General features: G+C 57.0%; 10 protein-coding genes and 1 pseudogene. All 11 read left to right on the top strand.

Annotated elements, in window-relative coordinates:
• A partial coding sequence (locus H7A51_19995) for a hypothetical protein (GenBank protein MCP5538498.1) occupies positions 1 to 372 on the top strand: 372 nt, incomplete at its 5' end.
• A 33-nt stretch (positions 373 to 405) separates the two neighbouring features.
• On the top strand, positions 406 to 1,479 hold the full coding sequence (locus H7A51_19990; protein MCP5538497.1) for a M28 family peptidase: 1,074 nt from the start codon (positions 406 to 408) through the stop codon (positions 1,477 to 1,479).
• A 391-nt stretch (positions 1,480 to 1,870) separates the two neighbouring features.
• Positions 1,871 to 5,107 (top strand): annotated as a pseudogene (locus H7A51_19985) (DEAD/DEAH box helicase).
• Positions 5,108 to 5,282: 175 nt separating this feature from the next.
• Positions 5,283 to 5,849 (top strand): hypothetical protein, encoded by a 567-nt coding sequence (locus tag H7A51_19980; GenBank protein ID MCP5538496.1) that lies wholly within the window; start codon positions 5,283 to 5,285, stop codon positions 5,847 to 5,849.
• Positions 5,850 to 6,404 carry a hypothetical protein gene (locus H7A51_19975; GenBank protein ID MCP5538495.1) on the top strand — a complete coding sequence of 185 codons (555 nt, stop codon included), beginning with the start codon at positions 5,850 to 5,852 and terminating at the stop codon, positions 6,402 to 6,404.
• Positions 6,405 to 6,579: 175 nt separating this feature from the next.
• Positions 6,580 to 8,028: a hypothetical protein gene (locus H7A51_19970; protein ID MCP5538494.1), complete on the top strand. Its 1,449-nt coding sequence runs from the start codon at positions 6,580 to 6,582 to the stop codon at positions 8,026 to 8,028.
• Positions 8,028 to 8,891, top strand: a complete 864-nt coding sequence (locus tag H7A51_19965) for a hypothetical protein (protein MCP5538493.1) — start codon at positions 8,028 to 8,030, stop codon at positions 8,889 to 8,891. Before H7A51_19970 ends, H7A51_19965 begins: the two co-directional genes overlap by 1 nt.
• Complete coding sequence (locus H7A51_19960) at positions 8,888 to 9,355, top strand: hypothetical protein (GenBank protein MCP5538492.1); 468 nt, start codon at positions 8,888 to 8,890, stop codon at positions 9,353 to 9,355. The genes H7A51_19965 and H7A51_19960 overlap by 4 nt, the downstream gene beginning before the upstream one ends.
• Positions 9,355 to 11,136 carry a sigma-54-dependent Fis family transcriptional regulator gene (locus tag H7A51_19955; GenBank protein MCP5538491.1) on the top strand — a complete coding sequence of 594 codons (1,782 nt, stop codon included), beginning with the start codon at positions 9,355 to 9,357 and terminating at the stop codon, positions 11,134 to 11,136. The genes H7A51_19960 and H7A51_19955 overlap by 1 nt, the downstream gene beginning before the upstream one ends.
• Positions 11,137 to 11,431: 295 nt before the next feature.
• Positions 11,432 to 12,364: a dihydrodipicolinate synthase family protein gene (locus H7A51_19950; GenBank protein ID MCP5538490.1), complete on the top strand. Its 933-nt coding sequence runs from the start codon at positions 11,432 to 11,434 to the stop codon at positions 12,362 to 12,364.
• A 94-nt stretch (positions 12,365 to 12,458) separates the two neighbouring features.
• Positions 12,459 to 15,179, top strand: coding sequence for a sodium/solute symporter (locus H7A51_19945; GenBank protein MCP5538489.1), 2,721 nt, complete (start codon positions 12,459 to 12,461; stop codon positions 15,177 to 15,179).
• Positions 15,180 to 15,190: the final 11 nt, after the last annotated feature.

Raw genomic sequence — 15,190 nt, 5'->3', positions numbered from 1 at the left:
GACGCCCCCGAGAAGGACGGTCGCCGCGCGGTGTATGGATTCAGGCACTACCTCCAGGCGCTGCTGATCCGCAAGCTGCTCTACCTGCGTTGTCCCCCGGAGGGCATCCGCAAGACCCTGCAGGGAAAATCAGCCGGCGAATACAAGGAAATGCTCTTCGCCGACCTTCAGATCACCCCCAGCGAGCCGGCGGCCGCGTCACTGGCGTCCTCCCCTTCAAGCGAGCCACACGCCCCGGTGACCGAGTCGTGGACACGCATCGTCCTCGGGCCGGACGCGGAACTCAATCTCAGAAAAACCTCCCGGCGGATGGAACCCGCCAAACGCCGGCAACTGCTCAAACTCATCGAGCAGGAGCTGCGCAAACAATAACCCGACCCATCAACCCCCAACCCCACAAAACCCATGAAACTCCAATCACTCATCCCCCACAAAAACAAGCAGCTCGAACGCCAGCTCCGTGAGGACACCGGGGCACTCGCCATGCCCAAGGGCCGCCGGGTCGGACAACCCGGCCACGACATCGCCCGTGAACACCTCCTGGACCGGCTCGATGAAACAGGACTCGTCCCGTTTTCCGGCGAGAGCTTCGAGCTGCCCTACACCGCCAAGCTCTACGACACCGGGAAGCCACACACCTTCACCAACCTCGTGGGTGTTGTCCCGGGAACGAACCGGAAACTGCCGCCGCTGCTGCTCGGGGCGCACTACGACAGCGTCATCGACGCCCCCTGTGCCGACGACAACGCAACCTCGGTCGCCATGAACCTGGCCATCGCCGAGATGGCGATGGAATGGAAACTCGACCGCGACCTCATCATCGCACTCTACGATGCCGAGGAGCCGCCCTATTTCCTGTCGAAGTCGATGGGATCCACCCGTTTCCATGACGACCACTGCCGGGGGATGACCTTCGCCGGCGTGATTGTCACTGACCTGATCGGCCACGACCTCTGCATCCCGGACCTCATCGAGATCCCCACCATGATGAAACCGCTTCTCCCCAGCACGGAGAAGATCGTGTTCATGACCGGGGCGGAAAGCGACGGTGTGTTCCCGGAGATCGTCGAGGAAGTCTCGGCGGATCACAAGGGCGTCAGGATCTTCCCCACGCTGAACAGCTACGTGGGCAACCTGTCCGACCACCACGCCTTCGAGCGCAACGGGCACCCGTTCCTGTTCTTCAGTTGCGCCCAGGGGAAATACTACCACCACAAGCTCGACACCATCGACTGGATCAACTTCCCGAAGCTGGCCCACATCACCCACTTCATCGCCGACCTGCTCTGCAAGCTGGACGAGTTCCCGGCCGGGGAGCAAGCGGATGCCGATGACCCGGTGGAGTTCGAGATCCGCATGATCAGGAAAGCCCTGGGACCGAAGCTGCCGCTCATCCTGAAGGCCGTCGGTGTCACCATGCCGGAAACCCGCGACGACCTCGACGAACTGATCGGTTATCTTACAGGCAGCGTGTGTTGAGCCACCCGGCAGCAACGCCCCCCATCAAAACGCCCCACCACCCGTGGGGCGTTTTTTTTAGCTGCCAAAATGGGCATCAGGTTCCGATTTACCCGTTCGGCCGAATTATACCGATGGAACATTGGAAGCCTAGTCCCCCTCCCCCCTCGCAACTCTCCTGTTTCCTACCACTCACAGCCGGCCCAAAGCACCATAAGCATCTCGGAAAACCGGACTCTCACCATTGCCCGGTTGCCAGAGATTTTTGTGGGCAAATGAACTTATTATTCGCACAATCGCAACCTAACCATGAATGTGTTCCCAACCAATTTCCACCTTTACGGAGGCTCATAAATTTCTAACCATGAAAAAGAGCCTGGGAGTGACCATCCTACTCTTACTCTCAATTTCTATGCTTATGCCCACCCTACTCGACAAACCAACCACAGGCGACATCGTCCAGGTCCGCACCCGCCATTACGTCGTAGAAAACGCATCTTATGACTCATACGGCACGGTTGTTGACCTCGCTTGCATGGATGACGATGCCCAAGGCAACGAACTTCAGATTATCTGGGAACTTGAGCAGGATGGAAAAGTCATCACCAAACAAGCTTGGGATGCCATCGGCAGCAAAGGCTTCGACAGCCGGGAATACTTCGCATCCTTCTTCAACACCCTCCGCTGGCACTGCGTCACAGCCACCGACCCCCGTATTTTTCAATCCCCTTTCCGGGCTGGCATCCGTCTTGACCCCTATCAGCTTGAGCCTCTGCGCAAAGCTCTCATTCTCCCCAAGGTCAACCTCTTCATCGCCGATGACGTAGGTCTTGGAAAAACCATCGAGGCTGGTCTTATCGCGAATGAACTCCTCCTTCGCCGCCGCATTCAGAATATCGTCGTAGCCTGCCCGCCTGCCATGCTCGGCCAGTGGAAAGACGAGCTGGAAACCCGCTTTGGGCTCAGCTTCGAGATCCTCGACCGCGCTTATCTTGAAAAAATCCGTCAGGAGCGCGGCTACGGCGTGAACCCCTGGACCACCTTCCCCCGCTTCCTTGTCTCCCATCGCCTCCTCATTGATGAGAACTACGCATCGCCCCTTCGCGAATGGCTAGGAAACATCAAACCTGGAAGCCTTCTCATTTTAGATGAAGCCCACCACGCAGCCCCGGCCAGTGGTGCGAAATACGCCATCGATTCACGTATCACCCGCGCCATCCGTGATCTAGCAGCCCGCTTCGAGCACCGGCTGTTTCTCTCCGCCACACCTCACAACGGCCACTCCAACAGTTTTTCCGCACTTCTGGAACTTCTCGATCCACAACGTTTCACACGCGGCGTCCCGGTCACCAAGGCTAACCTCGAAAGTATTATGGTGCGTCGCCTCAAGGAGGACATCCGCCAGATCGCCGGTGGGTTTCCGAAACGCAGTGTGGTCGAGGAAAAAATCGATAACCTCCCCACCGATGCTCCAGAGCTAAAACTCGCAGAGCTTCTCGAAGACTACGCCCTAGCCACCTAGGAGCAGCTTGAACAATCAACCCGTAAGAAGCAAATCGAGTTTCAGCTCGTGCTCTCGAATCTCCAGCAGCGCCTATTCTCCTCCATCGAATCTTTTGCACGCACCTTGGAGGTGCATAAACGAAGCATCGAAAAAGCCACCGCGAAAGATCAGAACCACCCGCTCAGCCTTCTGACAGAGGGATTAAGCCGTGATAGTGACATGGCCGAACTTGAGGGAGTTCACACCGATGACGAGGATACCGATGAAGTGGAAAAGGCCTACCATGCCGAGATCGAATCCGCATCTGAAGCTACTGGAGTCAGTCCATCCGAAAGGCGTAAGGCCCTACTGGATCAGATCACCGATATCACATCATCGGCACGCTACGCCCCTGATGCACGTATTCTGAAGCTTCTTGATTGGATGCGCAAACACCAGTGCGAGGGGCTGGGCACTCCGGGTAGCCAAGCTGCCAAAGCCGGAGCTGAATGGTCAGATAATCGCGTCATTATCTTCACTGAATACGAAACCACGCTACGCTATATCCGCGACATGCTCCAAGCGTTCATCGCCGGCACTGAGAACGCCGATCAGCGCATCGAGATTTTTTATGGTGCGACCCCCACCGATAAACGCGAAGCGATCAAGCACGCCTTTAATACCGACCCCACAAAGCATCCTGTCCGTATCCTCCTCGCCACGGACGCCGCTCGCGAGGGTCTCAACCTCCAGGCATATTGCCAACACCTCTTCCACTTCGACATCCCGTGGAACCCCAGCCGATTGGAGCAACGCAACGGCCGTATCGACCGGAAGCTCCAGCCCGCCGATGAAGTCTTTTGTCATTACTTCCGTTATATCCAGCGACGTGAGGATCGCATTCTAGCGACCATCGTGCGCAAGACAGAAACTATCAAGGAGGAACTCGGCTCGCTCTCCCAGATTCTCGAAAACAAAGTCTTCTCGACTCTCCGCCGAGGTATTCGGCGCTCAGAGATCGACACACTAACCGCCAGTATCGAAGATGCCTCCGATGATTCAGAAAAACAGGCCACGATAGCCGACGAGTTGGAAACTCAGCGCGAAAGAAACGAGGAGCTGAAGCTTCAAATCGATGCCCTCCAGCGGCAGCTCGACCAATCACGAAAGTCGCTCCACTTCAAAACCTCGGCCTTCAAAACAGCACTCTCCAGCTCGCTCAAACTCTCAGGCTTCCCGGAGTTAGTCGAAAATGAGACCGGCGAAATTGATTTCCCTGTGGATCTCAGTGCCCGTAATATTGATCCCACATGGTCCACCACGCTCGATTCCCTGCGCACTCCTCCCAAGGACGGCAAACGGAACTACCAGTGGCGTAAAGACGCTGCCATCCGCCCCGTCACATTCACTCCGCCTGACACCATCGATAACGAAACGGTGCAGCTCCATTTGGGCCACCGCATCTCCCAGCGTCTGCTTTCCCGCTTTCTATCCCAAGGCTTCGTTCACCATGACCTTTCCCGAGCCTGCTTTGCCCAGTCCGATGATAAAATTCCCCGCGTTGTCCTGCTCGGCAAGCTTGGTCTCTATGGCCCCGGTGCCTCACGCCTCCATGAGGAAATCATTACCGTCACCGCTCGCTGGCTTCCAGAAAATGAACGCACCTCTGGCCTCACACCCTACGCACGCGATGCCGAGGCCCGCACTATGCAGATTCTTGAGGAGGCCATGTTCAATATATCCGGTACTGATGAACTCAGCCCCCAGGTCCACAAGCAGCTTACCACCTGCATGGCTGCTGATGTCGAGGCTCTACTCCCTCATCTACAGGAGCGCGGCGAAGCTGCCCAAGAGGCTGCCCAGAAACGCCTCGAAGACCGTGCCCGCATCGAGTCCGACGCCATGACCAACATCCTCGAAGCACAGAAGAAACGCGTCCTGACTGCCCTGAAAAAACACGAGGACCCCAACCAGCCGTTACTCTTTGATATCGAAGCCGCCGATGAGAAGAAGCAGCTCGAAGAGAACATGCGCTACTGGCGCAAATGGCTCGAAGGCGTCGATCTGGAACTTGAGCGCGAACCCGCCCGCATCCGTGATTTCTACCAAGTCAAAACCACCCGCATCGAACCCGTCGGCCTCGTCTACCTCTGGCCTCATGATTAGCCGCCAACCGCTCAAACAATAACACTTGTCTTCCGCCCCACATCGACTAATGTCCCAGTATGGAAATCGCCCAGAAAATGAGGGAAGCTCGCTCCCGTCACTTGTTGCACAGCTCAGAAACAGCTGTGAAGCAACTGCGCGTTTTTAAGGAGGCTACACCTATCACGCAGAAGAGATCGGAATCTTCCGGGACCTTGCGCGGCAAAACGGTCTCTTCCTCCCCGAAGCGCCGCCAGAGCTAGCCACCCCGCCTTGGGATGAGGGAAACGAGCACCAGGTTTGGTTCCAGCCGGAAACAGCCACTTACTTGAAGGCTACCTGGCCGGACCACTTCGGCATGCTCGTCGTCCACCGTCAGCACGAGGAGCCCGCGGCATCTCCCATCGACTACTTGGAGCGCTGGATGTGGCACAACCGCCTTTTCGGCGACAATGTGGAGTTCCTCGGTGCCCTGGATACGGACGCCGGACTCCGCCTCATCATCCGCCAGCCCGCCATCGAAGGCCAGCCCGCCAGCGAGGAGGAGATTGAGACATTCTTCACCTCCTCCGGATGGCAGCGCTTCACCATCGGCTCAGACATCGCATTCTTTGATCCCGCCCGGAGCGTCATCATCTCAGACACTCACCGGGGTAATATCATCGCCATGGAGGATGGTCTGCTTCTCCCCATAGACCTCCGAGTCCAGCCGATCTCCGGCGCTCTCCTTGATATCGTTATCCACCTCACCGCGCAGAACTAAATGCCCACCCCATACGACATTCGCGATCACCAGAACTGGCTTGGCTACCTCCAGCCAGACGGCCTCGTTGTCTCACCTGCCGCCCTCATCGACACTGGCATTTACTATGATCGAAACCTACGCCCTGTACAGCAGGATTTCCTCGATCACCTGACTGAGTTCCAGGGCTGGGATGAAGCATCAGAGCCAGGCATCTCAGACCTCCCTGCATTCTTCACCGGGTTCCTCCACTGGCAAAGTGATGATTTCGTTTCTGGCAATGATGTCCCGGATACCCTCCGCGCCTTTCTCAAGGGCTACAATGAAACCCTTATCCCCACCCACGCGGTCAAATCGCCCGATCACCCCGACACCTTCCAGCTGCTCGTCGTTGAAACCACCGCCGAGGATCTCGATAAACCCACAGCCGAGAACGAGCGCGGCTGGCACGTCTCCCCATCCAAGCGTCTGGAGCGCCTCCTGCGTGAAACCGATGTCCCTATCGGCCTCCTCTCCTCAAGCGCTCTCCTTATGCACCGATACCAAATTGATCGAGGTGCGAAACAAACTCAATGAGTCCAGCGGCACTTTGGGTGCCACACGCCGATCGGGACGCACCCAGCTAGATTTTTTAGCCGGGGCAGCACGCGGAATGCTTGATCACTGTGAAAAATCGAAGGACGACAGCAAGTGGTGGTCGGTTATTGGAAATTTTGAAGTGTCACAACCGAAATCTAACATTACATAGGCTATGCCAAAACTTTTCCAGGCGGATGACTTCCCCACCAGAAAGTCGATAACGAAATCTGCTATTGAGGAGAGCGGTAACGCCTTTTTCAGCGAATTCACATTCTTGGAATGCGTCTCAGAGGATGCTTACAAAGAATCCGTAATGACGTTGCAGAAAGACACCTCGGACAAGGTGATACTTCTTGATCTCGGTTTTCAGGAGAAAAACGAGGCAATTTGGAAGAGCGTGAAGAAGAATTTAGAACTCCTTTGTTCACTAGCGTTGCCCAGTGACGCTAAGCTCGGCTTTACCCCAAGGGATACAAGTGCCGGCCAACCCGATCAACTTCAACTGGTAAAAAAATCGGGTGAACAATTAGGAACGATTTTGGATTCACGGCTTGGTGGCCTCTCTCTTCTTGGAGTCATTGGTGGGAAATCCGAGAACGCGAAAATATTAGTTATCGTTGTATCTCAGCTTAACCCCGACGATATTCAATTGTTCCTGGAGACAATTCAAGCGGGCTTTGCTAAGGATGGCTGGACAAACTTGCGCCTTGAGAGAGATAGCTATTCTCGAAGTCCGAATCAGGCAAATAAAGTGCAGTCGATTCTTCAAGATGCTGAGAAACGATGGAAGGAGCTTTTCCCAACGCTGCACCCGGAGTCACGTGTAGAGAAGATGATCGGATCATGGCTAGAGCAGTATGGGAGTATGCCCCCGGTAGTGCAGCCAAAATTCTGCGCTCATGGAACTGCAGGCGAGCAATTTACAATTGAGGGGTCCCCTGAATTCTACAAAGAGATGCTACAATCTGTGTTGGGTGTCGATGAGGTGACAGCGAGCTCTGTCACCGATCCCCATTTGAAAGCTGTCTTTCAAATGGAGAGTCACGAAAACGCTTACTTGACTGTTGGGGATCGATCACTGGGCTATGGGAAAAACGAGATTTCTTCGGCGTTGCTGGCGTCGGTGATAGGCAGTCTATCGGGGATGGAAGTGGATCTAGCTGGATCGGACTGCACGCGTCTTCCTTGCCAGCCTGGGCTGCCCTTTCTGGCATCATTCCTTGTTCTCTTTGCCCGAATGCAAACGCAGGATGATGGCATGCTAGATACGGATTCTCCGATTTTACTGAGCGTTGCGGAGTCCGGTCCGAACCGTATTTCTCTACCACTGAGAAGGCGTAATGATTTTAAATGGGGTATTGCGAACAGTTGGAAAACAAAGATTGAGGAGTTTCCGACCAAGATCGCGCTTGAGCCAACGAAAAATGGGGGCGTATGTCCCGCATTGTGGGATGTGCTCGAAGCGCGTATCCGCGGAATTTGCTTCGAAGAAGACTCGGACGATGCGGAAGAGAAGCGCTTGATTGAAGGCAAGAAGCAGTTGTTGAAAGTTTTCGGCGGCCCAGGACGCGTCGTAGCTGGCATTAGTTTCGGTCCTCACCACATCCACATTCACTGGTAATGAGCACCCAAACTGACACGATCAATGCATCAGAGGCTGAACGCGTGGTGTTCGATCATGTCGGCGGACAGCTTTTGAGTTCAGCGGAGGCTGCGGGGTTTACAAAGGTTCCCGTCGAGAACGACGATGATGCGGGTGCTGCGGAGTGGCTGATTAAGCACAGTTCCTGGAACCTTGCATATGTTCACGTGCATGAGCCAGAGTGGCAGGAGCTTGTTGCGAAGGTCTCGCAAGGCCGAATCCTGGTGCGGTTTTCGAGTGATGGGTTCCATCCGATGCCGCTGGAGAGCGCGAATCCGCTTTGTCTCCGGTGCTTACGCAAGACGGAAGAGTTGAGGGACACGGAAGAAGCGAATGACGTGGGACGCCTTTCGGAGGCGCTTTTGAAACAAGACGCTTTCAAACAATTGGGAAAGGGGACTGTCGTGCCGCCTGAACTCGCAGGTTTGATTTCGTTTCGTATCCCGCATCGACTCAGGGCGCTCGAAGCCACGCTCGGTGCTTTCCTTGCAGCCAAGGCCGCGTCAGCAGGCGACGCGGATCTCCTGCGTGGGGTGTGTGATGCGTTGCAGATCAATGGTGATCTCCCCCAGCCACCCGAGGGATTCACCCGGATGCAGTCGATTTGGCGGCACCTGAATATTGTTGTAGAACCCGACGAAAAGTTCAAAGAGAGCTTAGCCGCCTTGGAGCGGGATCTATCAGAGGAATTGGGCGTCGATGATTTTAAGGGACATCCGAGTCTGGGGTTAGCGTTGAAGGATCTTTCGGAGAAGCTTTCGAGTTCGCAAGGTGATGACGAGCTGGACTCCAAAGTGGCTTTGGAAGCATTCAAGAAAACCCGTGACTATTTGAGAAAGTGAAGACTGTCGAAGAGTGGAATCGAGCAAGGTCGGACTTCAATCATGGCTGGTTGAAGAACCGGATGATCTTCGCCTTATATCGCGCCCAACGGATCCTTTCTGGCGCGGTTGAGGATCCGGCTGGACTCAATGATCTGATGTCCTTGCTCGCAGAGTGGCCCGAGCGGTGCAGCGAAGCGCTTGAACTGATCAGGCATTATTCAAAGTTTGCGACGATCAGCGCAGGCAAGCCTTCGGAGGTTGCGTCCGACTACGTTCTTGCGGTTTCCGCACTCCGTTGGCGGGAAACCGAGCATCCTGAGCGAAAGGCCGGTGCCGCTCAAGATGCGTTGAACGCCCTAGGCAAGGAGATTGAGAATCTTTCCGGGCTTTCACTGGAGAAAGTCAGAGAGCTCCATGAGAAAGCACGAAAACTTGCAGGGGCGGTATCAGACTTGTCGCTCGACGCCATCCCTATCCACTGATGCTCCCCCGCCTCCTCATCCTCGATGACCTCTTTGGCCGTAACTTGCCGGACGGACCGAATACCGACCGTGAAAGCCTATGCGCCCATTTCTTGTGGCAAGATGTGACTGGCGATGCCTCAACCAAGTCGAGCAAGCAGAAAGTGCTTCAACCCACGGCAGAAGCGGTCTTCTGCCGTGCACAAACTCCCGCAGCAGCCACCATCGGCGACACGGTTGAAAATGATCTAGAATCCGCCCTCGACGCCGTGCGTTGCGGTTGGCCAGAAGCACAGATGAAACGCCGCGGGCGCAAGCCCAAGGTTCCGCCTCCCCGCTGGTCCATGGTTCTCATCGATCTGTGTTTTTACACAGGATTAGTGACGGAAGAGAGCAATCGGCGCACCCCCGGAATGCCTGAGGGACGGCCGGGCGATGACGATCCTCGCTCTTATTTCGGCCTGACCTTGCTCGATGCTATTCACCGAGAGTTTCCCGAACTTCCCATCTTCATTCTATCCAGCAAGCCGCGCAAGGACGTGAGTCTGGAATTCAGCCGCCGTGGGGCACTGGGCTTCATCGACCGCAGCGCACTCGAGGGACCGGAACTCCTGGAACAGGCCTTGTGGAACCACGGCCTGCTTCCCGATCCCACAGGGGAAGTGGTAGGGCACTCGATTCCTTTGCTGCTGGCACTTCGCGAAGCCCGGCGGGCGGCGGGACACCGGGAAAATGTCATGGTTCGGGGCGAGCGCGGAACCGGCAAAGAGCTTCTCGCCCGCTACCTCCACCGCTGCGCCAAAGAAACCGCCACAACCCAGCGTGAAGCCCCTCTTCCTGAAAACTCCAAACTGAACACTGAAAACTCGTCGCGCTTTGTCGCGGTCAACAGCGCCGTTTTCACACCGAACCTGTTTGCCTCCGAATTATTCGGCATTCAGCCCCGGACGACAACGGGAGTGGACGGCAAGGTGGGCCTGATCGAAATGGCGAAGGGGGGTGACCTGTTTCTCGATGAAATTGCGGACATGCCGTCGGAAGTGCAGGCCGCCCTGATGCGGGTCTTGCAGGAGCGCCAGATCACCCGGGTGGGAGGACGTGAATCGCTACCGATGGACGTGCGCTTTCTTTCCGCCACCAATGCTGATCTGGAGGACCCCGACCATACGTTCCGCCCTGATCTTCTCGATCGCCTGCGCAGCGGCGGCACCATCTGGCTACCGCCACTGCGCGATCGCCCGGGCGACATCCCGCTGCTCGCCGAAAAACTCCTCCGTGAAGCCGAAACCCAGAGGGAAGGCATCCGCCCCCGCCAGATCATTCCGGAGGCGATGGAAAAGCTGCTTGCTCACGATTGGCCCGGCAATGTGCGAGAACTGCGTGGCGTGATTTTCGATGCCGTCACCCGTCACCCGGATGTCGAGCACCTGGTGGCGGATCATGTTAGAATCACATCGAAACTCGAAACTCAAAAACCAAAGGCCGACGATAAATCGCGCTCGGCCCGGTCGAAGGAGGAACAGGGAGCCGTTGAGTCATTGTCAGATTTACTGGAGCGTATGCAATTTACCAAGATCGATCCCCTGCTCGTGAACGACTGGGCTGGTCGATTGCCAGACCTTCAGCACGAGCAGGCGCGATTGGCAGCCCGCCTGTTGCAAGCTGCGTTGGAAGCAACCAAACGCCGCACCCCGGATCACCCTGATGACCCAAATCAAACACGACGCCACCGCCAACCTCTTCCAGCTCGCCGCCGGAATCAACACCCTCAAAACCATGCGCTGAATCTAGTGAATTGTTAGTTACGAACCGTGTTCCTCACTTCCACACCAACACCCTTTCCCACGCTCATTAGCGATGCCGGAAACCCGGAGGGACATGGACAAGCTCAGCGGCAGCATCACCGGCAGCCTGCGCTGAGCTGTTCGGACAAAATGCCTCCGTAAAAACGATTATTGGACAGGCGGCTGTGACCCCTCATCCACAATGGGTGATGGGCATTGTTGTTAATGCCCCATGTGGTCTTGATTACAAACCACTCCTTTAATCGTGCGAGCATCGTGTTCCCGTTATTTATATCTTTCAGATATTGAACTTATGAATGCTTTGAATATTGACGGCCTCGTCGCCGCAACCGCAACGCCGATGCACGGGGACGGCTCGATCAACCTCGACATGATCAAGCCACAGGTGGATTTTCTCGTCAACAAGGGCGTCAAGGGAATCTACGTGCTGGGCAGTACGGGAGAGGGGTTCTCCCTGACCGACGACGAGCGTAAAGCTGTCACTGTTGCATTTGTGAAAGCCACCGCAGGCCGCATGAAAACCTTCATCCAGGTTGGCCACAACAGTTGGCAGGCATCAGCCGAACTGGCCGCACATGCGGAGTCGGCAGGCGCGGACGCCGTGTCCGCCACCCCCCCCGGCTACTTTAAGCCCGAGGGCGAGCAGGGACTGGTCGATGGCCTGAAAATCATCACCGACGCCGCGCCCCGAACCCCCTTTTACTACTACCACATTCCCTTTCTTTCGGGTGTGAACATCAACGTGGGAAAATTCACATCCATGGCATCGGAGCAACTGGACAGCTTTGTGGGCATCAAGTACTCAGATGGCTCGACGCTCTACAATTTGCAAACGATGCAGGAAGCCGGCCCCGGCAAGGAGTTCCTCTCGGGCTCCGACGAAGCGTATTTAATGTCGGTTGCCCAGGGATACAAGGGGGCTGTCGGCAGCACCTACGGCTATGGCGCCAGCATCTATCAGAACGTGCGTGCCGCCGTGGAGTGCGGAGATTTCACCACTGCCCGCATGTGGCAGCAGCGCGCCCTGGTCATGATCGACACCCTTTTTGCTACTTGCGGAAGGGCCGGTTTGAAGGCAATCTGGGGTCTGGTCGGTGTGGACTGCGGCCCCGTGCGCTCCCCGCTGCCCGCAGCCTCCGCTGAACAGATTGAGGAACTCCGCAAACGCCTCGAGCACATGGGGTTCTTTGAGTGGGACACTGAAAAACTGCGCGCCACAGCCTGAGCCAGGCATCCACCCATTCGTCAGGCTGTCGCCGCGCTAGTGCGTGAGGCAGCTTTTTTACGTTTCCAAAACACACACCACAGCCAACCACACCATGCGCCTCGCCATACTCCCCGGGATTCTTTTCAGTTGTGCGGCGGCGATGGCGGGTGAAGCCATCCAATGGTCATCCACGGTGCCACCGCTGCCGGACAAGCATGGATATGCAGGCGGCTTTGCCGGTATCGTCGGACAAGATGAACACAGGCTGCTCGTCTTCGCGGGAGGTGCCAACTTCCCTTATGAAAATCCATTTGATGAGGCAAAAAATGCGGACGGCGGCCAGCCCAAGGTCTTCCATCGGAGTGCATTCGCCCTGTCACTGGGCCCCGGGGGATTGTCCCCCGACGGCGGGTGGAAGGCCGCCACACCCTTGCCACAGGCACTGGCGTACGGGGCGTCGGTTTCCCTGCCACATGACCACTCGGCATTGTTCATCGGCGGCAACTCCGGGACCGATGGAGCGGGTCATTCGGCAAAGGTCTATCGAATTACATCCCCCGGCGGGGCCATTCAATATGCACCCCTGGCGGACCTGCCGGTGGGGGTGACCAACATCGCCGCCACCCTGGTGGGCAAGACGGTCTATGTGTTTTCCGGTGACTCGCCGAAGGGGTCCGAGCCGCAGTTTCTGGCACTCGACACCTCGGATCATGACGCCGCCGCATGGCAGTGGAAGTCGCTCCCCTGGCCGCAGCGGGCCGATGGCACACCTGCACGCGCACGCGGCAACTACACCATCGGAAGCATGGGCGGAAAAGTCTATGTCTTTGGCGGCCGCTCGGCGCGCGACCCGTCGGACACCACCATGCACAAGGTGGATATCAACGAAATCCACGGGCTCGATTTTTTCCGCGACTGCTATGTTTACGCGCCCGGCACCAACACCTGGAAACGGATCGCCGACCTGCCCATGGGGATCTCGGCTGCACCCTCGCCGGCTGTCCCGGCGGGATACTCCCATCTGCTGGTGCTCGGCGGGGTTTCGGTGGATTTTCTGCGCGGGCTGCAGGACAAGGACAAGTATCCCAGCCTGAACGAAAGCCGCCAGGGGTTTCACCACCCGGGGTTTTCACGCACCATCCTGGGTTATCACAGCGTTACCGACACCTGGGCCAGGTTCGGAGAAATCCCTGACAATGTCCGCGCCACAGTCACCGTTCCGGTCGTCATTGACGGCGCGGATTTTCTGGTTCCATCGGGAGAGTGGAGCCCGAAACTGCGCACCCCCGCCGTCAGCGGCGGTCAGGTGGCCGCCGACAGACCGGCATTCGGAGCCGTGAACTGGACGGTCGTGGGCATCTATCTCATGGGGATGGTGGCAGTGGGTTACTGGTTCATGAAAAAGGAATCGGCTCGAACGACGGACGATTATTTCCGTGGCGGCCAGCGCGTCCCGTGGTGGGTGGCGGGCCTATCCATCTTTGCGACCATTCTTTCGTCCATCACCTTCATGGCCATCCCGGCAGTGGCCTACAGTGGCGATTGGAACCGCTGGATCGGTCAGTGGCCGATCCTTGTCCTGGTGCCGCTCGTGGTGTTCTTCTACTTGCCGTTTTTCAGAAAACTCAACCTGACATCGGCTTATGAATACCTTGAGGCGCGGTTCAATCTGGCGATCCGGCTCATCGCATCCGCCTCGTTCATGATCTTCCACGTCGGCCGCATTGCCATCGTCCTCTACCTGCCCGCCCTGGCGCTCTCCAGCGTGACCAACATGAACATTTACTTCGCCATCATCGCCATCGGCATGCTGTGCGTGATCTACACCGTGATGGGAGGCATCGAAGCCGTGGTGTGGACAGACGCCATCCAGGCGCTGGTTCTCATCGGCGGGGCGATGCTTTGCTTCGGACTGGTTGTCAGCAAGGTCGATGGCGGTTTGGGCGCGATCACCGCCACCGCCAGCGACGGCAAATTCCTCACCGCCGACTGGTCACTGGACGCAGCCAAGAACTTCAGCGCATCCACCCGGTCAGGCTGGTTGATTTTCCTGGGTTTCCTGTTCGCCTCGTTACCGAGCTACACATCGGGGCAGGATGTCGTGCAGCGCTACGTGACCACCCCGACGGAAAAAGAAGCCGCCCGGTCGTTGTGGCTGAACATTTTCATGACCCTTGTCGGCTCTGCGGTGTTCTTCGGACTTGGCACCGCCCTCTACGTTTTCTATCAACACCACCCATCACTGTTAGACCCTACCATGGCGAAAAACGACGGCATCCTGCCGTTCTTCATCATGCAAAACCTTCCCGTAGGCATCGCCGGACTGATCATCGCCGGGGTCTTTGCCGCGGCACAGTCCACGATCTCGAGTTCGCTGAACTCCGTGGCCACGACATTTGTCACCGACTACTACGGCAGGGTGATCTCCCCCGACAGCACGGACCGGAAACGGCTGTCCGTTGCCCGCTATGTGGTGGTCATCCTGGGTGTCCTCGGGGTCGCCTGTGCCTGCCTGGTGAGCGCGGGCAACATCAAGTCGGCCTTTGACGCCTTCAACATCTTTGTCGGCTTTGCCATGGGGCCTCTTGCAGCACTGTTCGCCCTGGGTATCTTTACCCGTCGGGTGAGTGGCAGGGCGGCACTCATCGGCACCATCGCAGGAGCCGTCGGTTTGGGTATTGTGCATCTCACCAACAACGCGGGAGCCACCCATATCTGGGGCTTGTTCAACGGCCTGATTTGTTTTGTCACCACCTGCTGCGTCGGCCTGGTTGGCTCCATCTTCCTGCCCGCGAACCCCGAGCAGGTCAAGGGGCTCAACATCCACAGCTAACCATCATCCAG

The organism is Akkermansiaceae bacterium (assembly GCA_024233115.1).
Taxonomy (GTDB): domain Bacteria; phylum Verrucomicrobiota; class Verrucomicrobiia; order Verrucomicrobiales; family Akkermansiaceae; genus Oceaniferula.
This window is presented reverse-complemented; position numbering and strand designations above follow the sequence as displayed.

Bases quoted from the DNA above. Each gene is read 5' to 3' on its own strand.
- H7A51_19950 (MCP5538490.1), top strand. From the start codon at position 11,432: ATGAATGCTTTGAATATTGACGGCCTCGTCGCCGCAACCGCAACGCCG.
- H7A51_19965 (MCP5538493.1), top strand. From the start codon at position 8,028: ATGAGCACCCAAACTGACACGATCAATGCATCAGAGGCTGAACGCGTG.
- H7A51_19945 (MCP5538489.1), top strand. From the start codon at position 12,459: ATGCGCCTCGCCATACTCCCCGGGATTCTTTTCAGTTGTGCGGCGGCG.
- H7A51_19970 (MCP5538494.1), top strand. From the start codon at position 6,580: ATGCCAAAACTTTTCCAGGCGGATGACTTCCCCACCAGAAAGTCGATA.
- H7A51_19975 (MCP5538495.1), top strand. From the start codon at position 5,850: ATGCCCACCCCATACGACATTCGCGATCACCAGAACTGGCTTGGCTAC.
- H7A51_19955 (MCP5538491.1), top strand. From the start codon at position 9,355: ATGCTCCCCCGCCTCCTCATCCTCGATGACCTCTTTGGCCGTAACTTG.
- H7A51_19990 (MCP5538497.1), top strand. From the start codon at position 406: ATGAAACTCCAATCACTCATCCCCCACAAAAACAAGCAGCTCGAACGC.